General features: G+C 67.4%; 15 protein-coding genes. 6 read left to right on the top strand and 9 right to left on the bottom strand.

The annotated features are described in order from the left end of the window. From recD to AN478_RS07295, 5 genes are all read left to right on the top strand, one after another. On the top strand, positions 1-1,848 hold the full coding sequence (recD, locus tag AN478_RS07315) for an exodeoxyribonuclease V subunit alpha (RefSeq protein WP_054965966.1): 1,848 nt from the start codon (positions 1-3) through the stop codon (positions 1,846-1,848). 79 nt (positions 1,849-1,927) lie between these two features. Continuing rightward, positions 1,928-2,566 carry a class I SAM-dependent methyltransferase gene (locus tag AN478_RS07310; protein ID WP_054965965.1) on the top strand — a complete coding sequence of 213 codons (639 nt, stop codon included), beginning with the start codon at positions 1,928-1,930 and terminating at the stop codon, positions 2,564-2,566. Between the two features lie 45 nt (positions 2,567-2,611). After that, positions 2,612-3,379, top strand: a complete 768-nt coding sequence (locus AN478_RS07305; protein WP_054965964.1) for a SprT-like domain-containing protein — start codon at positions 2,612-2,614, stop codon at positions 3,377-3,379. Between the two features lie 90 nt (positions 3,380-3,469). Then, complete coding sequence (locus AN478_RS07300; RefSeq protein ID WP_054965963.1) at positions 3,470-3,847, top strand: MbcA/ParS/Xre antitoxin family protein; 378 nt, start codon at positions 3,470-3,472, stop codon at positions 3,845-3,847. Then, positions 3,847-4,617, top strand: a complete 771-nt coding sequence (locus tag AN478_RS07295; protein ID WP_231627356.1) for an RES family NAD+ phosphorylase — start codon at positions 3,847-3,849, stop codon at positions 4,615-4,617. The genes AN478_RS07300 and AN478_RS07295 overlap by 1 nt, the downstream gene beginning before the upstream one ends. A 395-nt stretch (positions 4,618-5,012) precedes the next feature. Here AN478_RS07295 and AN478_RS13575 read toward each other — a convergent pair whose 3' ends face one another. From AN478_RS13575 to AN478_RS14105, 6 genes are all read right to left on the bottom strand, one after another. Next, positions 5,013-6,101, bottom strand: a complete 1,089-nt coding sequence (locus AN478_RS13575; protein ID WP_074471306.1) for a PDDEXK family nuclease — start codon at positions 6,099-6,101, stop codon at positions 5,013-5,015. A 43-nt stretch (positions 6,102-6,144) separates the two neighbouring features. After that, positions 6,145-6,420, bottom strand: a complete 276-nt coding sequence (locus AN478_RS14860) for a DUF6361 family protein (RefSeq protein ID WP_399353928.1) — start codon at positions 6,418-6,420, stop codon at positions 6,145-6,147. Positions 6,421-6,423: 3 nt separating this feature from the next. Next, on the bottom strand, positions 6,424-8,172 hold the full coding sequence (locus tag AN478_RS13570; RefSeq protein ID WP_074471305.1) for a restriction endonuclease subunit S: 1,749 nt from the start codon (positions 8,170-8,172) through the stop codon (positions 6,424-6,426). Beyond that, complete coding sequence (locus AN478_RS07285; RefSeq protein ID WP_054965961.1) at positions 8,169-9,638, bottom strand: type I restriction-modification system subunit M; 1,470 nt, start codon at positions 9,636-9,638, stop codon at positions 8,169-8,171. Before AN478_RS07285 ends, AN478_RS13570 begins: the two co-directional genes overlap by 4 nt. Before the next feature lie 88 nt (positions 9,639-9,726). Continuing rightward, positions 9,727-12,186: an EcoAI/FtnUII family type I restriction enzme subunit R gene (gene hsdR, locus AN478_RS07280; RefSeq protein WP_054966367.1), complete on the bottom strand. Its 2,460-nt coding sequence runs from the start codon at positions 12,184-12,186 to the stop codon at positions 9,727-9,729. Positions 12,187-12,347: 161 nt separating this feature from the next. Next, complete coding sequence (locus AN478_RS14105; RefSeq protein ID WP_176758738.1) at positions 12,348-12,512, bottom strand: hypothetical protein; 165 nt, start codon at positions 12,510-12,512, stop codon at positions 12,348-12,350. A 250-nt stretch (positions 12,513-12,762) separates the two neighbouring features. Here AN478_RS14105 and AN478_RS07275 point away from each other — a divergent pair, with 250 nt between their 5' ends. After that, on the top strand, positions 12,763-14,364 hold the full coding sequence (locus AN478_RS07275; RefSeq protein ID WP_074471304.1) for a bifunctional metallophosphatase/5'-nucleotidase: 1,602 nt from the start codon (positions 12,763-12,765) through the stop codon (positions 14,362-14,364). Positions 14,365-14,466: 102 nt separating this feature from the next. Here AN478_RS07275 and AN478_RS07270 read toward each other — a convergent pair whose 3' ends face one another. From AN478_RS07270 to AN478_RS07260, 3 genes are all read right to left on the bottom strand, one after another. Further along, positions 14,467-15,465 (bottom strand): helix-turn-helix transcriptional regulator, encoded by a 999-nt coding sequence (locus tag AN478_RS07270; RefSeq protein WP_054965959.1) that lies wholly within the window; start codon positions 15,463-15,465, stop codon positions 14,467-14,469. After that, positions 15,462-17,036, bottom strand: coding sequence for an ADP-ribosylglycohydrolase family protein (locus AN478_RS07265; protein WP_054965958.1), 1,575 nt, complete (start codon positions 17,034-17,036; stop codon positions 15,462-15,464). The genes AN478_RS07270 and AN478_RS07265 overlap by 4 nt, the downstream gene beginning before the upstream one ends. A gap of 378 nt (positions 17,037-17,414) precedes the next feature. Further along, positions 17,415-18,887, bottom strand: coding sequence for a Do family serine endopeptidase (locus tag AN478_RS07260; RefSeq protein ID WP_082432940.1), 1,473 nt, complete (start codon positions 18,885-18,887; stop codon positions 17,415-17,417). Positions 18,888-18,923: the final 36 nt, after the last annotated feature.

Raw genomic sequence — 18,923 nt, 5'->3', positions numbered from 1 at the left:
ATGTGGGAGACGCTGGAGGCGCTGCGCGGCCGGGGCGCCCTGGACGACGTGGACGTGGAGCTGGCCCGCCTGCTCGCCGAGCAGGAGCCCGCCGCGGACTGGCCCGTGCTGCTCGGCGCCTGCCTGGCCAGCCACGCGCCGCAGCAGGGCGACACCTGCGTGGACCTCGCCGCCCGCGCCGGGCGCCCCCTGCCCGAGGGCGAGGAGCCCCTGGCCACGGCCCCGGATCGGGAGGCCTGGCGGGAGGCGCTGGCGGCCTCTGCGCTGGTGGGCGCACCCGAAGACTTCCGGCCCCTGATCCTGGAGGGCGACCGCCTCTACCTGCAGCGCTACTGGGCCTACGAGGCGCGCATCGCCGAGGACCTGCGCGCGCGGGCGGCGGCCCCCACCCGGGCCGTGGACGGCGACGCCCTGCGCGCCGCCCTGGAGCGGCTGTTCCCGGATCCCCCGGCGGAGGGGCTCGACTGGCAGCGGGTGGCCGCGGCGGTGGCGGCGCTGCGCCCGCTGACCCTGATCACCGGCGGCCCCGGCACCGGCAAGACCACCACCGTCGCCCGCCTCCTGGCCGCCCTCTTGGAGCAGCCCAGCACCGGGGGCCTGCGCATCGCCCTCGCCGCCCCCACCGGCAAGGCCGCCGCCCGCATGCAGGAGGCCATCCGCCACGCCAAGGCGGAGCTGCCCCTGGACGACGGGCTCAAGGCACGCATCCCCGAGGAGGCCCGCACCCTGCACCGCCTGCTGGGCTCGCGCATGGGCTCCACCCAGTTCCGCCACCATCGCGACAACCCCCTGCCCTTCGACGTGGTGGTGGTGGACGAGGCCTCCATGGTGGACGTGGCCCTGTTCGCCAAGCTGCTGGACGCCGTGCCGCACGGCGCCCGGCTCGTCATCGTCGGCGACCGGGACCAGCTGGCCCCGGTGGAGGCGGGCTCGGTGCTCGGCGAGGTGGCGGCCGGCGAGCCCGCCTTCACCCCGGAATTCGCCCGGGCGCTGGCGCCCCTGGCGGGGGCCGAGCCGCCCGCCGCCGACCGCCCCGGGCCCCTGGCGAATACCCTGGTAGCCCTGCGGCACACCCACCGCTTCGGCGACGACGGCGGCCTGGGGCCCCTGGTGCGGGCGGTGAAGGCCGGGGACGCGGAGGCCGCCCTGGAGGTGCTCGACGACCCCGGCCAGCCGGGGGTGGAGCGGCGGCCCCTGCCCCAGGAGGCCGCCGAGGGGGAGGCCCTGATCCGCGAGCTGGCGGCGGGCTTCGCCGACCTGATCGAGGCGGCCACCGCCGGCGACCCCGAGGCCGCCTTCCGGGCCTACCGGTCCTTCGGGGTGCTGGACGCCATGCGCCACGGCCCCTGGGGCACCGAGGCCCTCAACCGGCGCCTGGAGACGGCCCTGCGGCGGCAGGGCCGCATCCCGGCGCACGGCACCTGGTACCCGGGCCGGCCCGTGCTCATCACCCACAACGACTACCGGCTGGGGCTGTTCAACGGCGACGTGGGCATCGCGGTTCGCCAACAGGGCGGGATCCGGGTAGTCTTCGAGACCCCGGACGGCGGCCACCGCAGCCTCACCCCCGCCCGCCTGCCCGCCTTCGAGCCGGCCTACGCCCTCACCGTCCACAAGAGCCAGGGCTCCGAGCTGGGGCGCGTGGAGCTGCTGCTCCCCGAATCCGCCTCCGCCCTCAACAGCCGGGAGCTGCTTTATACGGGCATCTCCCGGGCCAAGCGGGGCCTCACCCTGCGGGCCGACGAGGCCACCCTGCGCCGGGCGGTGACCCAGCCCCTGGCCCGGGCCTCCGGGCTGGGGCCGAAGATGGCCGCCGGCGGCGAACAGACCGGCCCGGGCCCGGCCTGAGGCCGCGCCCCGCACGGAAGACCCTGCTGTAAAAACGGTTTCCCGTGCTACACTTCGGCCCCAAAACAAGGGGGACCCCATGGGCACCGAACCGAACGGGACGCAGGGCGCGTCCGACCACGTCCGCACCTACCGCGAGCGCCGCTACAAGGGCCTGGACCAGCGCATCATCCACGGCATCGAGGCGCGGATCATCAGCGGCTACCTCGACCGGGTCTGCGACGGGGACGAGGCCATCCTGGACATGCCGGTGGGCTACGGGCGCTTCGTGGACGACCTGCTTCAGCGCGGGGACATGGTGGTGGGCGGCGACCGCAAGGCGGCCATGCTGGAGCTCTGCCGGGAGACCTGGGGCACGGACCTGCCCCTGGCGCGCCTCTCCGCCGACGCCCTGCCCTTCGCCGACGACAGCTTCGACGTGGTCACCTGCATCCGCCTGTTCCAGCACCTGCACGGCCCGGAGCTGCGCCAGGGGGTCATGGACGAGATCGGCCGGGTGACCCGGCGCCACGCCGTCGTCACCACCTACCTGGAATCCCCCCTCCACGCCGCCTTCCACCGCAGCCGCGGCCACAAGCGCCTGAGCCGCCACAGCCTCCGCGGCCTGGAGGAACAGCTTGCGCACGCCGGCCTGCGCCTGGTGGAAGGCCGCCGCAGCCTGCCCGGCCTCCACGCCCAGTACGTCATGCTCCTGGAGCGGGCCGACACGTTCCACTAGCGGGAACGGCCAAGCGGACCCGCCGAACCGCGAGGAATGTCGCTCATGGCCCAGGGAGCCCGGGCCTCCGGCACCACCACCGACAGCCTTTCGGACGACGCCCTCCGGCAGCGCGTGCGCACGCTGGTGGAGGAGCGCCTGACCCAGGCCGAGCGCCACTTCGGGCGGCGCATCCCCCGGCCGGAGATCCGCTTCGACCTCACCGGCAAGACCGCCGGGCAGGCGGAGCGCGGCGGAGCCTTCGTCCGCTTCAACACCGTGCTCCTGCGCGAGAACCCCGAGGACTTCCTGGCACGGACCGTACCCCACGAGGTGGCCCACGTGGTGGTGGCGCGGGTGTACGGCCCGGCGACCCGGCCGCACGGCCGGGAATGGAAGGCCGTCATGCGCGACCTGTACGGCGCCGACCCCTCCCGCTGCCACCAGTACGACGTCACCAACGCCGCCCGCCGCACCCAGGCCCGCTATCCCCTGGCCTGCGGCTGCATGACCCACCACGTCACCGCCCGGCTGGTGGCGCAGGTGGTGCAGAATCCGGGCTCCCGCATCTGCCGCAAGTGCCGCGAGCCCCTGGCCCCGGCCGACGCCGCCACCCGCGAGGTGGGCAAGGCCTACAGCAAGCGCCGCCCGGCCCGAAAGAAGAAGGCCGCCGGCCGCCAGCGGCGCTTCGCCTACGCCTGCCCGGGCTGCGGCCAGGATCTCTGGCTCTCCACCACCCGCCACAACCGCATCCAGCGCGACGGCACCCGCTACCAGAGCGGGTGCTGCCGCGCCCCCTTTGGCACCGAGGCCTTCACCGGGCGCCAGGCCTAGCAGCCCGCCCGGAACCGGACGCCCTACCCCTTGTCCACAGAAAAGAGAAGGCCTATTCTTTTCTGGAGAACCCAACCAGGGGGCAGGGCCATGGCCATACCGGCGCCGGACCAGACCGAGCAGGACCGCCGCATCCTCACCGAGGCCACCGTGAACGCCGCCACCCAGCTTGGCCTCACCAACAGCCGGCTCGCCGAGGTGATCGGGGTGAGCGATTCCACCGTCTCCCGCATGAAACGGGGGCGGTACCACCTGGACCCCGGGGCCAAGGAATGGGAGCTGAGCCTGCTGCTGGTGCGCCTGTTCCGCTCCCTCGGCGCCATCTGCGCCGGGGACGGGGCGGTCATGCGCCAGTGGATGGCCAGCCATAACCGGGACCTCCGCGGCGTCCCCGAGGAGGCGATCCGCCGCGTGGACGGCCTGGTGGAGGTGGTGGACTACCTGGACGCCCATCGCGCCGTGGCCTGATGCGGGTGCCGGAGCCGGACGAGCTGGCCGGCCACGCCCGGATCCTGGGCGGCTGGGTGTGGCGGATGGTGGAGGGCCAGCACTACGCCCTCACCCGCCAGCTCGTGGAGACGCAGGCCGATCAGGCGCGCCTGGAGGAGCTCCTGGAGGGCAGCAAGCCCGCCTACCCGGCGGGCACGGAGCACCTCGACTACCTGCTCAAGACCCCCTTCCGCTACCAGCCGCCCAAGCGGGGCGGCAGCCGCTTCCGGCGGCCCCACGCGCCCTACGGCGCCTTCTACGCCGCCGAGCACCGCCGCACCGCCCTCGCCGAACTCGCCTTCCACCGCTACCGCTTCTTCTACGTCTCCGAGGGCACCGACCTCCCCCACCAGGAGGCCCAGCTCACCGCCTTCGCCGCCGGCTACCGCACCGGACAGGCCCTGGACCTCACCGTCGGCGAGCTGGCCCGGGACCGCGAGCGGTGGACCCACCCCGCCGACTACACCGCCACCCAGGCCCTGGGCGAGCACGCCGCAAACGCGGGCATGCAGGCGATCCGCTACGAATCGGCCCGCGACCCGGCCACGGATGGCCAGGGCAACGGCGTCGGCCGCAACCTGGCGATCCTGGCCCCGGCGGCCTTCCAGCCCCCGCACCACGTCGGCCCGCAGACCTGGTACCTGTACCTGGGCGAGGTGGAGGCCAGCGCCCGCCGGGCCCTGGCCGACCCCGACGAGCGGTTCGTGTTTCCGCGGTCCATGTTCGAGATGCCGGCGCCGGTGGGGTGAGAAGGGCGCCACGGGTACGGCCGCTCAGGTTTCCTCTCCGAAACCCTCGGGCCAAAGCTCCGGAATCCCCGCCCATATCCCCTCCTTCCAGGGCGCATCCAGGCGGGCAATGGGCGTCAGGGTGTGGGCGTCGACCGCTGCGCCGCACCGGGGACAGGAGACCTCGCCCCGGGCGAGCTTCCGGAAAGCCGGCGGGAACAATCCCCCCGACACATTGATGCTGGCAAAGCGGAGCCGCCGAACCGGACGCCCACAGGAAGGACAGCGGACGATTTCGGGCCGGGCGAAGGAGGTCATTAGCCACTCAGCCAGTTCAATCCGTAGCGGTGAGCTTGTTCGGGGTAAAAAAGGCCGGACTGCTCATCATGGAAGCGCACTGTTCTCGTTCAGAAAAGTTATTCTATATCCCAGGCCTGCTTAAGCCGATTTACCGTATGACTCCATTTGGGAGTTCGTGGTTTACAAACTGTATTTTGGTTTCCAAAAAGCCCCACCTCCCAGAAAGCATGGGCCCGATCAACTGTGTATAACCACTTAACTGGTACCAAATACTCTGCTTTATCCGCATCAGCGGAAGGATTTAAATGCTCATAATTTTCATGCAATTTTAGCTGCGTCAAAGTCTTTGGCCCATCGGGCGTATCAAACTGATACTGATCGGCACGGCAACGCTCCCCCGTAACAATGCCTACCCCAACATAGCCTGTTTTCGGGATATTGACCCATACGCGATTACCTTCCGACAGCATGGAAAGTGTATTGGAATACCAGGAAGCACCACCTCCGGCTATAAACCCATATTGCCTGGCCACCTCCCAAGGTCGATCATCGCCGAAGGAGACATAGAACTCACCGTTCCAAGACTCTTTCCCGTTTCGGGCTACGGCCCGTTCCTGGTTTTCCTGAGGGTCAATCATCCAAGCGCGGCTTAGATAATGATTGCCGTTGTCGTGAAAAGCTTTAAAAAAAAGCGCATTAACCGAAATATTCGCATAATCATTCAGGTAGTTAATTATGCGTTCTGTGCTGGCATCCAATTCGGTCGCAACCACCACCATCTGATGGCTTTCGTTGATAGATATATCAGAGAGAGGGATCCCGAACTTTTCATAAAATGCTGCATCGAGCGTTTGGCTTTTTATCCCATACCGCCTTGCAAATTCAAGGTAGATATCCACTATTTCGGAATCCGACAGGTTCGTTACCCATGAGGCATAGTCGATCACTTGGGCGACTACTTCTCTTGGCGTCTTCTGGCGTTTCAACTCAATAACAATTATGGACCCATTAGCATCCATAGCTAACAAATCAATGTACTTGTCAAAAGAAGTCCGAACCTGACGCCCAATGATCAACCAGTCGCGATTAAGGATAGCCACATCATGCATGACCTGTTCTTCAAGTAGGCTTTCATCGGAAAGCGGGGAGGGTTTCAGTTCTTGCGGGCGTTCCCCGAGCTTCCAAATTCCCTGCTCGATAGCCATAACAACCTGTCCTTAGAAAGTGTCAAAAAGGAAATTCTAAATTCTAAATCACATGCCTGACGGTTTCATGGTTGATAAGAGTCCGAGGATCCAGAGGTTGGGCAGCTCGCAGCGTAGCCGGGTGTGCAATACCCCGGGGCCTGACATGTAGAACGGAGGTGCCCGGGAACAGCGAATTCAAGAGGAAGCCCCAGATCGGCCCCAGGCCCAGCCAGTCGACGGCTTCATGCTCCTTAAACAGGTCAATAACCCGGCGGACCTTGTCCAGGACCGATCCCGTGAGGTTGATCCCGGTGAGGTAGGCTAAATTGGCAAACAATGCTCAGGCGACCGCTTGTTTCACAAGGGTTTCGGCCAGCCTGGTCTGAGTCTCTCCGGCCTCATTCAGGCGGGCCTTAAGGCGATCGCAGATAGCCATAAACTCATTAACTTTCTCCGAAATACGCCTCTGTTCAGGATAAGGAGGAAGAGGTATTACCAGCTTTGGTATATCACCCAAATTCAATTTGTTGGTATGGCTACCCCCAGCCTTAACCTTATGATATTGGGCGGCCAAAAATGGACTTTTTAATGCCAAATGAAAGTATTCTGGAACTACTAAATGGTCAGGATACTTAAGTAAACCGACACTCACAAAAATGCTAAAAGGTCGTTCCGTGTCAACGATTGTTGGCCTGCCAAGAGTTCCAATCCTGCAAATGAGAATGTCATTTTTTTCGGGGTTGCAACGCCGATTTATTTCCTTATGCTGTTCTTCTGAAATAAATTTGGCTTCTTCAAAAGAAACAGTCTTCCCATTAATGTCTTTTACCGAAATGAAAGGAACCCCTTTATCCTTGTAGTCAGGGGTCTTATGAACTCCATCCGTAACTTGGGTAGTTAATTGGCCTATACGCGACCAAGCCCAACCCTTTGGCAGGGAAAAGGGTTTTTCCCCCTCTTCAACTTCCTGGGACTGTTTTGGTTTTTTAATCTCCCCTTCCTTGTACCGCCGGACCTTCTCCCCCTCGATTCGCTCCAATAGCTTGGAAGCCGGCTCATCATCAGGATCCTGGGGCACAAGGCGGCCCATGACGGCGAGCTGGAGGATGGTCTGTTCGAGGCGGTCGATGCTGTGCTCGGTGGTGAACAGGGTGTCGAAGTGGGCGGCCAGGCGGGCCCAGTTTTCGGCCAGCTCGGCCGCGTCCTGCGAGCGGGTAAGGGTGTCCAGCAGGGTGTCCACGAGGGTCCCGTGGGCGCTGAGCTGGTCGCTGGTCTGCTGCTCCAGGCGGTCGCAGAGAGCCATGAGCTCGTCGACTTTCTCAGCGATTCTGGTCTGTTCCTCAATTGGTGGAACAGGGACGGGAATCCGCTCCCATTTACTCTTATTTAAAATATGGATAGTAGTGCTTGACGAGCGCTCCCAAGCTTCATTTTGAAAGTACCTAGAAGCCAAACACTGCAAAATAAACCGCGACGAAGACCTATCGTATGGAGTTACTGCGTTTATTTGCTGATTAAAAGAAGCCTCTTCAGTCAATATTCCGCATTTTCCAATAGTTCCAATACAAACCATCAATATGGAACCCTTTTCACCCCATTTCCCTAGAGCCTTCTTCCCTTCTTCGGAAAGACCTTCAGACCTATACCGGACTTTCCACCCAAGAATATCGGCTGGTTTAACAAACGGTATAAAATCGCCATAATAATTTGAATCATTCTTAGAAGGCGTGGTCCCCGTTTGAGTAAATCCGAGGTCGCCAAGCCTCTTCCAAACCCAGCTTTTTGGTACTGAAAACGGCTGCTCCTCATCCTCAATTTCTGGAAGCTTCTTCGGCTTCTTGCTCTTCCCTTCCTTGTACAGCCGCGCCTTCTCCCCCTCGATGCGCTCCAGCAGCTTGGAGGCAGGCTCGTCCTCGGGGTCCTGCGGCACCAGCTTGCCGCGCACAGCCAGCTCCAGGATTAACTCGCGCAGCTTGTCGATGCCGGTAAGCTCCGGCTCGCCGTTGTTGCCGCGCCCCCTGCCATTGTTGTAGGTAACGGCGCTGGTCCAGAGGTCCAGATGTTCGGTAATCAGGTGCTCGGCGCTCATTGCTGTTGCTCCCCCAGGGCGTCGCCCAGGATGTCCTTGAGCTGGTCGCGCAGCTCCTGGATCTCCGCTTGCTGCCGCTCGTACTTGGCCAGCAGCTCCTCGGGGTCGTGGTCGGCTTCCTCTTCGGCGTAGGGGTTCTTGCGGTCCAGGTTGTAGTTGTCGGCCTGGATCTCCTCCACCGGCACCCGCCAGGCGTACTCGGTCTCCTCCCGGGCCTGGAAACCATCGGCCTCCGTGCCCCACCAGGCGATCTCCCGCTCGAACTCCGCGAAGCGCATGGGCTTGGTCTTGCTGTAGTTCTTGTAGCCCTCGGGGTAGGGGTGCTCGTAGTACCACACCTCCTTGGTGGGCCGACCCTTGGTGAAGAACAGGAGATTGGTCTTGATGTTGGTGTAGGGGTTAAACACGCCGTTGGGCAGGCGGACGATGGTGTGCAGGTCGCACTCGGTGAGCAGCTTCTCCTTGATGCGGGTCTTGATGCCCTCGCCGAACAGGAACCCGTCCGGCAGGACCACACCAGCCCGGCCGCCGTCCTTGAGCAGGTGAATGAACAGGGCCATGAACAGGTCGGCGGTCTCCCGGGTGCGGAAGGCCTGGGGGAAGTTGGTCTCGATGCCGGCCTCTTCCATGCCGCCGAAGGGCGGGTTGGCGACGATGGCATCCACGCGGTCGCGGGGGCCCCAGTCCGTCCAGGGCCGGGCCAGGGTGTTGTCGTGCCGGATCTGGCTGGGCACCTCGATGCCGTGCAGGATCAGGTTGGTGCTGGCAAGCAGGTGCGGCAGGGGCTTTTTCTCGATGCCCCGGATGGTGCCCTGGAGGGTCTCCCAATCCTGCGGGGTGTCGACGTAGTGCTCGCGCTTGTGCTCGATGGTGTTGGTGAGGAAGCCGCCGGTGCCGCAGGCGGGGTCCATCACCTGCTCCTCCAGCTTGGGATCCACTCGGTTGACGATGAACTCGGTTACGGCACGGGGCGTGTAGAACTCGCCGGCATTACCGGCGCTCTGCAGGTCCTTGAGGATCTGCTCGTAGACGTCGCCCAGCTCATGACGCTCGCTGGAGACGTTGAAGTCCATCTCCTGCAGCTTGTTAATGACCTGCCGCATGAGCTGGCCGGACTTCATGTAGTTGTAGGCGTCCTCGAAGACGCCCCGGATCACCAGGGGGCGGAGGTCTTCGCCGCGGGCCTCCAGGGACTGCAGGCCGGGGAACAGCTCGTCGTCCACGAACTTTTTCAGCTCGTCGCCGGTCATGCCCTCGGGGTCGGCCGCCCAGTTGCGCCAGCGCAGCCGCTCGGGAATGGGCGAGACGTAGTTGTCCTCCAGCAGCTCCCACTCCTGCTCCCGGTCGTCGTAGATCTTGAGGAAGAGCATCCATACGAGCTGGCCGATGCGCTGGGCGTCGCCGTCCACGCCCACGTCCGTGCGCATGATGTCCTGGATGGATTTAATGGTGGTGCTGATGGCCATGGGTGATTCGGGTCCCTTGTAAAGCGGTTCCTGGGCCGGGGGGCCGCGCCCGGACAGGGGCGGCCCGCGGCCGGTGGGGTTCCGGGTGCTACGCTTGCTGGTGGTAGAGGGCCTCTTCCAGCTCGCGTACCGCCTGCTCGTAGCCTTCCTTGCCGCCGAAGGCCTGGATCAGCTCCATGGGGGAGCCCAGGCGGTTGAAGGGGTCGAGGGTGAGGACCTTGCGGTCCTCGATGGGCTCGATGCCGGCCTCGGCGTACTTCTCCAGGAGGCCGTCGAGCACCTGGCGGGCGGTTTCGCCGTACTCGGTGAAATAGTCCCGCTTGCGGACGTTCTCGGCGCGCTCCTTGCGGCTGTGCGGGGGCTGGTCGTAGACGATGTGGCAGATGACGTCGAAGGGGTCCGGCTCCTCGCCGAGGGAGTCGCCCACCTCGCGGATCAGGTCGTCCCAGAAGACGCCCTGATCGGCCAGCTCCTCGATGATGGCTTGCTTGCGGCCGGCGCGGTCCCAGCGCTTCAGGAAGTCGTCCAGGGAGGCGTACTGCTGCTTGACCCGCTTGCGGGTGTAGTCCTTGAGGCTCTCGGTGATGAGGTCGCCGTTGGCGTCCAGGTACTGGACCCGCTCCGCGAGGACCTCCACCTCCACGTCGTCAACGACGTACCGCTTGGGCCCCGGGTCGCCCTCCCCCGGGCCGCCGGTGTCCCAGCCCGCTTCGGGCCCGGCGGGGTCGTCGGAGGACCAGGGGGTCTCGGGCTCGGTGCCCTCCCCTTTCTCCTCCCCCGTCTCGTAGGGGCCGAAGTCGTCGCCGATGCCTTCGGGCACCGGCTCCGCCTCGCCCCCCTCGTCCCCGGGGAGCACCGAACCGCCCTCCTTGGGCCGGTAGACCTGCACCGGCTCGCCGTCGAAGTCGGGGTCGGCGAACAGCTCGGTGGCCTTCTTGAAGTCGAGGATGGTGAACCAGTGCTTGTTGTAGTCCTCGTTAATGCGGGTGCCGCGGCCGATGATCTGCTTGAACTCGGTCATGGAGTTGATGCGGCGGTCGAGGACGATGAGCTTGCAGGTCTGGGCGTCCACCCCGGTGGTCATCAGCTTGCTGGTGGTGGCGATGACCGGGTAGCGCTCCTCGGGGTTGATGAAGTTGTCCAGCTCCGCCTTGCCCTCGTCCTCGTCGCCGGTGATGCGCATGACGTACTTGCGGTTTTCCGCCACCCGCTCGGGGTTCAGGTTGACCAGGGCCTGGCGCATGCGCTCGGCGTGGTCGATGTCCTCGCAGAAGACGATGGTCTTCTGGTAGGGGTCGCTGCCCGCCAGGTACTCGGTGATCCGTTGCGCCACCGCCTGGGTGCGCTGCTCCAGGACCATCTTCCGGTCGAAGTCCTTCTGGTTGTAGATGCGGTCCTCGATGACGTGGCCGTGCTTGTCGGTCTGCCCTTTGCTCGGCCGAAAGCCCTGGAGGTCCTTGTCCAGGTCCACGCGGATCACCTTGTAGGGGGCGAGGAAACCGTCCTGGATGCCCTGCTTGAGGGAGTAGGTGTAGACGGGCGCCCCGAAGTAGTCGATGTTGGAGACCTCCTTGGTCTCCTTCGGGGTGGCCGTGAGGCCGATGTGGGTGGCGCTGCTGAAGTATTCGAGGATGCGGCGCCAAGCGGAGTCCTCCGCCGCGCTGCCCCGGTGGCACTCGTCGATGACCACCAGATCGAAAAAGTCCGGGGAGAACTCCTTGTAGATGTTCTTCTCTTCCTCGTTCCCGGTGACGGCCTGGTAGAGGGAGAGGTAGACCTCGTAGGACTTGTCCACCGTGCGGTTGGTGACCTTGGTCATGGCCTGGCCGAAGGGCCGGAAGTCGTTGTTCTTGGCCTGGTCCACGAGGACGTTGCGGTCGGCGAGGAAGAGGATCCGCTTCTTCTGCCGCGCCTTCCAGAGCCGCCAGATGATCTGGAAGGCGGTGAAGGTCTTGCCGGTACCCGTGGCCATCACCAGCAGGATGCGGTCCTGGCCCTTGGCGACGGCCTCCACGGTGCGGTTGATGGCCACCATCTGGTAGTAGCGCGGGACGCGGCCGCTGCCGTCGTCGTAGTAGGGCTGCTCCACCACCGGCCGGGCGGTGTTGTCGATGCCCTTCCACTGGCAGTAGCGCTCCCAGAGCTCCTCCGGAGAGGGAAATTCCTCCAGGGAGAGCTGCGTCTCGGTCTGCGGCCCCAGGCCGGTGCGGTCGTGGAACAGGAAGCCGTCGCCGTTGCTGGAGAAGACGAAGGGGACGTCCAGATCCTCCCCGTACGACAGGGCCTGCTGCATGCCGGCGCCGAGGCTGTGCTTGTTGTCCTTGGCCTCGATGACCGCCAGGGGCTGATTCTTGCGGTAGCTCAGGAGGTAGTCGGCCCGCTTCTGCTTGCCCCGGGCATGGAGCCGCCCCTTGACGATCACCCGCCCGGCGGTGAAGGAGAACTCCTCCCGCACCTGGGCCTGGATGTCCCACCCCGCCTGCTCCAGGGCCGGGGTGATGTACTTGGTACAGATGTCCCGCTCGCTCAGCGACTTCTTGTCAACCATGCCGGGGTCCATTGGCCGGGGAGCTTCCAAAGGAAGCTGGTTTCCTGCTGGCCGGAAATCAAGCCAGTACGGGATCGCCTATGATGCCACAGTCTTTCAGGCGCAGGCTGGTGTCCTCTGCCTGGTCCCGAACCGCATACCATTTCTTACGGTGACAGACCTTATAGCTCCCCGGCCGTCAGCGAAAGATCCTCCCCCAACAACCGCCCCGTCCCCTTCCCGGCGATCCGCCGCCCGATGCGGCGCCCAATGCGGCCCTTGGCGATGGCGTTGATGTCGCCCAGGAGCTTGGCGAGGGCGTAGAGAAAGCTGCGGAATCCGTTCATGGCTGGCTCCTCCTCTTCCGGGTGTCGGCCGGCTCTCTCCCTGCGTGGCCGTCCGGCTGGGCGCGGTCGCCCCCTATTCTCCCGGCCCTTGCGTCGCAATGTGTCGCGGGGCCGTCCAAGGCCCGGTTGCGTCGAGTGTATCGCGCTGTCCTCCGGGTAATCCCGTATTTCCCCGGTCCCCGGGGACAGCAATGGTGGAAAGAGGGCCTACGGGCCTGATTCCGCGGCCAGTCAGGAGGGAGGCGATCCCATGAAAGCCCTTGCGATGGCCCTGTTGGCCGGGCTGGCCTTGTCCGCCGGACAGGGGACGGCGGCGGCGCAGGATTCCGGCGCTCCATCGGGCCGCGTCACGATCCTGCACACCAACGATTTTCACGGCCGCCACAAGCCCTTCAAGGTGGGGCCCGGAAACGCTACCGCCCAGACGGGGGACCCCGGCAAGGAGGATCCTTTCGAGTTCGGGCGTCCGGGCACGGTGGGCGGGCTCGCTCCCCTAGCCACGGCGGTTCGGAGCATCCGGGAGTCCCGGGGCGGAGACGCCGTTCTTTTGGTGGACGCCGGCGACAGCTTCAGCAACGGCCTGCTCGGCAACCGAACCCGGGGCAAGGCGATGATCGAGCTCATGAACGCCCTGGAATACGATTTCGCCGCCCTCGGCAACCACGATTTCGACTACGGCCTGGAACGGACGCGGGAGCTCGACGCGGCCGCCGCCTTCCCCATGCGGGCCGCCAACGCCCTCGTCGCGGAGACCGGGAAGCCCTTCCTGGGCGACCCCACCAAGGTGGTGGAGGCCGGCGGCATTCGCGTCGGCCTCCTGGCGCTCGGCTACCACAACACGCCCCTGACCACGAGCCCGAAGAAGGTGCAGGGCCTGGAGTTCACCAGCGGCATCGCGACGGCCCGGGAATACGTCCCAGAGCTGCGCAAGCGTGCCGATGTGGTGGTGGTGGTCTCGCATCAGGGGGCGGAGGTGGACGAGCTGCTCGCCCGGGAGGTACCGGGCATCGACCTCATCGTTGGCGGGCACTCCCACGACGCCTATGTCCGGGACAACGGCGCCTGGCGGGTCCAGTCCCTGGCGGACGGGGCCATGCTCGGGGAAGTGACCGTGCAGGTGGAGAAGGGGCGGATCACGAAGGTGGACGCCACCAACCACGTCCTGTGGACGGCGGACTACCACCCCAACGCCAACATGGCCGAACGGGTGGGCAAGCTGCGCGATCCCCACAAGGAGGACCTGGAAGCCGTCCTGGCGAAGGCCCTGGGGCCCATCGGGCGGAACTACCGCTCCGAGAGCCCCTTCGACCGGCTGGTGGGAAACATCCTTATCGACGAGACGGGCGCGGACGTCGCCTTCCTGCCGGGGGTGGGCTACGGGGTGACGCTCCGGAAGGGGCCCATCACCCGGGAGGCCCTCTACAGCCTGATTCCCCACCCTTCCACGCTGGTCACCCTCGAGCTCACCGGCGAGCAGATCCGGGCGGTCCTGGAGCAAAGCGCGACGAACCTGGCCCCGCCGGACCCCCAGGACGCGGTGGGAGGGCTCGTCCAGACCTCGGGGATGCGCTGGACGGTGGACCTTTCGCGGCCCGCGGGGGACCGGGTCGGCGATGTCGAGGTGGGCGGCGAGGCGCTGGCCGAGGACGAGCGCTACAGCGTCGTCACCCACTCCGGCATGCTCGCCGGCCTCCACGGCTACGACACCTTCGGCGAGGGCAGCGACTTCAAGGAGACGGACCGCAAGGTGGTGGTGATCGTGGAGGAATACCTCCGCGACCAGGAGGAGATCGAGGCCCCCGAGGGCGGGGACATCACGTTGAAAACGGAGCAGCAGGAAGAGGACGGCTGAGGCGGCCGCTCGGGCAGGCCGTGCCCGCCCGGTCGACGCCCATCGGCGCCGGGCCCCAGTTCCCGCGCCCCGGCAAGGGAGGGAACCCCGGCCCCTGCGGGCTCAGCCGTACTGCGCCGCCGCCTCCCGGGTGAGGCGCACCATCTCGCCGCGCAGGCCCTCCGGCCCTTCCACCCGCACGCTGGGGCCGAAGCCCAGCAGCCACCACCGCAGCGCCTCGGTATCCGGCACCGTGGCGCGCACCGCGTAGGTGTCCCCGTCCTCCGGCTCGATCTCCTGGTCCGTGGCGAGGGGGCGCTCCGCCAGGTGGAAGGCCACCTCTTCGGCGACCCGCAGGCGGAGGGCGAGGCACTCCGGGTTGCGGGGATAGGAGAAGGCGGCCTGCTCCTGGAGGTAGTGGTCCAGGTCGAAGCCCTCCGGGGCGGCCACGGGCGCGTCCAGGAGCGCGGGGCCGTCCATGCGGTGCAGGGCCAGCTGCCGGGGCTCGGGCTTGTCGTCGACGCGGGCCACAAGGTAGTAGACCCCGCCCCGCCCCACCAGGCCCAGGGGATGGATGCGGCGGCGGCCGTAGCTGTCCCGGCTGCGGCTGAAGTAGCCCGCCTCCAGCTGCCGCTCCTCCAGCAGGCCGCTATACACCACGTCCCGCACGTCCTCCGGCACCTCGGGCACGTCCAGGTCGGGGCCGCTGTGCACCAGCCGGACCTTCTCGCGCCAGTGGGCCAGGTGGGATTCGGCGAGGACCCCCTCGGCCCGCTGGAAGTACGGGGCCAAAAACGCCATCAGGGAGGGCGGGAAGAACCCGGCGAGGTGGTCGCGGGCCAGGAGGAAGGTCAGGGCCGTGGAGGGGGCCATGGAGGGGAGCTCCACCATGGCCCCGTCCTGGAGCCAGGACCAACGGTAGCCGGGGCCGTCAGGGTCGGCGCAGAGGGGGAACAGGGTGGAAAGGCGCTCCAGGTCCCGCTGCACAGTGCGCCGTTCCACCTCCAGGCCCTCCTCCCGCAGGACCTCGTGGAGCTCGGCGGTGCTCTTGGACTGGGGCTGCCGGGGGATCTGCTGGAGGATCAGCCATTGCCGGTAGATGGCGTCGTGGCTCCGGCTCATGGGGCCTCCCTTGCCGTGGAGGGGGTGTGGGGTTCGTGGTCTTCTTCGGGGAAGCGGGCCGCAAGGTCCAGCAGGGGCTCCAGGACATCGAGACGGCGCACCCAGGGTTGGGGCAGCCCGCCGGTCCCCCGCCAGGCGCCGAACACCTGCCCGGCGATGGCGGCGGTGGAATCGCTGTCGCCGCCGTGGCTGGCGGCGATGCGCACCACGTCCGGGAAATCCGCCCCGCGCAGAGCGGCGTACAGGCCGATGGCCAGGGCCTCCTCGGCCACCCAGCCCTCCCCCAGCGCCCGCACATCGGCGAAAGGGTCGGGGTCGGGCGCGGCGGCGCGCGCCAGGGCGTCGCGCAGGGCCTCGCGGACCTCGGCGCTGCCCAGGTGCCCGGCCAGCATGGGCAGGGCGGACTCCGCCGCCTGGGCGAGGCCCCGCCCGTCCCGCAGGAGGCGGACGGTGGCCGCCATGGCCCCGGCGGCGGCGTATCCGGCCGGGTGGCCGTGGGTGAGCGCGGCGCTGCGCGCACCCACCTCGTAGGCCTGCTCCGGGCCCCAGGCCGCCACCAGCCCCACGGGGGCGACCCGCATGACGCCCCCGCAGCCCTTGCTGTCGTTGACGTGCTCCTCCGGCGTTCCGCGGCCGCCGTCCCGCAGGGCCCGCAGGCAGGTCATGCCCGGGGCTTGGCGCTTCTGCAGGCGGGGATCGGCCGCCAGCCCCTCCACAGGACCGTCGGCGATGGCCGCGGGGACCCCTTCCTGGGTATCCAGCCAAGCCCGGTAGGCGTCGCGGATGGCATCCAGGGCAGCCTCTTCCTCGGGCGGGGACCCGGCCTCCAGGAGGCCCGCCTGGGTGAACAGGGTCATCTGGGTGTCGTCGCTGACCTCCAGCAGGCCCTCCGCGGAGAACCGCGGCCGGGTCAGGCCCCGGGGGCCGAGCTCCTCGCGGACCTGCTCCTCCACCCAGAACTCCACCGGGTAGCCGAAGGCGTCGCCCAGGGCGCCGCCGAGGAGGGTGCCGTACAGGCGGTCCCGGGCCTCGTCGGCGGCCGGCCCGGGGCGCAGGGCGCCAACGTAGGCCTCCTGCACCGCCGTCTCCACCGCTCCTCGCCGGGCCCGGCGGACCGCGCCCAGGGCGGCCTTTGGCTCCCGGCCCAGCTCCACCAGCAGCCGGGTCGCCACCAGCCCCGCCCGGCCCAGGCCGCCGCGGCAGTGCACCACCACCCGTCGCCCCGCACGGAGGGCGCGGCGGAGGCGGAGGCCCGTGTAGCCCCAGTGGCGCTCGAAGGCGGCGTCGGGCACGCCGCCGTCGGGGATGGGCAGCCAGCTCCAGTCGAGGCCGGCCATCTCGGCGGCCTCGCCCAGCCCGGCGACGCCCAGCAGGTCGAATTCGTGGGGCTGGAGCAGCGTGACCAGGTGGTCCGCGCCCCAGTGGACAATGCCCCGCAGGTCCTCGCCAAGGTCCCGCGTATGCGGGCCGGCAAGGCCGTGGGGGTCGGTCTTTCCCGGGCAGAAGGTCAGGCCGAGGCGCCCGGTGTCCGGGAGGTCGACGGCATCGATGCGGATTGGATCGGCGGACATGGTTCGGTCCCTTTCGCAGCCACGGCGGAAGGATAACCGAGCGCCGCGACCGTCCGCGTCGCGAAGCGGGACCTTCCTGTCCATTGTGGGAAGTGGCCTGTCCAGGACGGGAAAGGGAACCACGCCCGGCCCCCGCGCCACAAGGACGGCGTCCTCCTGGCTGACGTCGCGTCCCAGGGCGAACGAAAGGAGCGTGTTACTGGGGGCATTCGCCGAAGGCGGCCTGTGGGAGCCGTCCGGGACCGCGACGGGCAGCGAGCCCGGGTACGCGCTCGGGGTCGCGGACCCCTCCCACGGTTCCCTCAAACCGGAAACGGACACAAAAAAACCGGCCCCGAAGGGCCGGTCGCGCGGGGAGTGCGCGGGGAAGGAATCGCGCTACGGCACCCGGAGGGGCAGGTACTGCATGCCCTCGCCGCGCTGGACCAGGACGGGGACCCGGGCCCCCGACTCCACCTGGCCGAGCAGCTCCTCCACCTCGCCGGGGCCGGCGATGCGGGCGTCGCCCACCTTCAGGATCACGTCGCCGGGCTGGAAGCCGGCCTCCCGGGCGGGGCCGTCCTCCAGGGCCTTGATCAGGGCGCCGCCGGACTCCGGCAGCGAACGCCGCTCGCGGAGACGGTCCGGCACCGGGACCAGGCGCATGCCGGCGGCGCTGGTTGGCTCGGCGGCGGCCTCCTTGCCCTGCCCGCGAGCCTCCCGGAGGGAGCCCAGCGTCACCGTCTTCTCGATGCGCTCTTCCTCCCGCAGGAGGGTCAGGGTCACCTCGGTGCCCGGCTCCAGGCGGCCGATGAGGGGCGGAATGTCCCCGGCCTGACCGATGGACTCGCCGTCCACCTCCAGGATGATGTCCCCCGATTGGAGGCCCCCCTCGTCCGCCGGGGAGCCCGGCTTGACATCGGCCACCAGGCCGCCGCGCGGCTTGTCCAGGCCCATGGAGCGGGCCAGGTCGCGGTCCATGTCCTGGATGCCCACGCCCAGGTAGCCGTGCCTGACCTCGCCGTTCTCCTTGATTTCGGCGACCACGTCCCGGGCCACGTCGCTGGGGATGGCGAAGGACAGGCCCATGTAGCCGCCGGACTTGGAGAAGATCTGGGCGTTGACGCCCACCACCTCGCCGTCGAGGTTGAACAGCGGACCGCCGGAGCTGCCGGGATTGATGGCCACGTCGGTCTGCAGGAAGGGCACGTAGCTGCCCGCCTGGCCGGGGATGCTGCGGCCCTTGGCGCTGATGATCCCGGAGGTGACGCTGTGCTCGAAGCCGAAGGGCGAGCCCATGGCGAGGACCCATTCCCCCACCTGCGGGGCCTCATCCTCGCTCCAGCGCACCGTCGGCAGGTCCTCGGCGTCCACCTTGAGCACGGCCAGGTCGGTGGCCATGTCCTTGCCCAGGACCTCGGCCTTGCGCTGCCGACGGTCGGCGAACTGGACCACGATCTCGCTGGCCTGCCGGACCACGTGGGCGTTGGTGACGATGTGGCCGTTGCTGGAGACCACGAAGCCGGAGCCGAGGGACTGGACCTCCCGCTCCTGGCCGCCCCCGGGACCCTCGAAGAAGCGCTTGAAGAAGTCCTCGAAGGGGGTGCCGCGGAAGCGCTCGGGGATCTCCTGGCCGGGTCCGTCCACCTTGCGGGTGGTGCTGATGTTGACCACGGCCTCGCGGTTGTCCTGGACGATCTCGCTGAAGGCCGGCAGGCCGGCCGCGGAGGACGCGGACGCCTCCTCCACGGCGGCGGGACCGGACTGGCCCTTGCGGTCGTCGTCGCCGGAGCCCGCGCAGGCGGTGGTCACCAGCCCGAGCCCCAGAACGGCGGCTTTCCAGAGTCCTGCGATGGGACGTTGCGAAGACATAGGTTCCTTTCGGTGATTCTGTGCAATCCGGAGGCG

This window comes from Thiohalorhabdus denitrificans (genome assembly GCF_001399755.1).
Lineage (GTDB): Bacteria > Pseudomonadota > Gammaproteobacteria > Thiohalorhabdales > Thiohalorhabdaceae > Thiohalorhabdus > Thiohalorhabdus denitrificans.
This window is presented reverse-complemented; position numbering and strand designations above follow the sequence as displayed.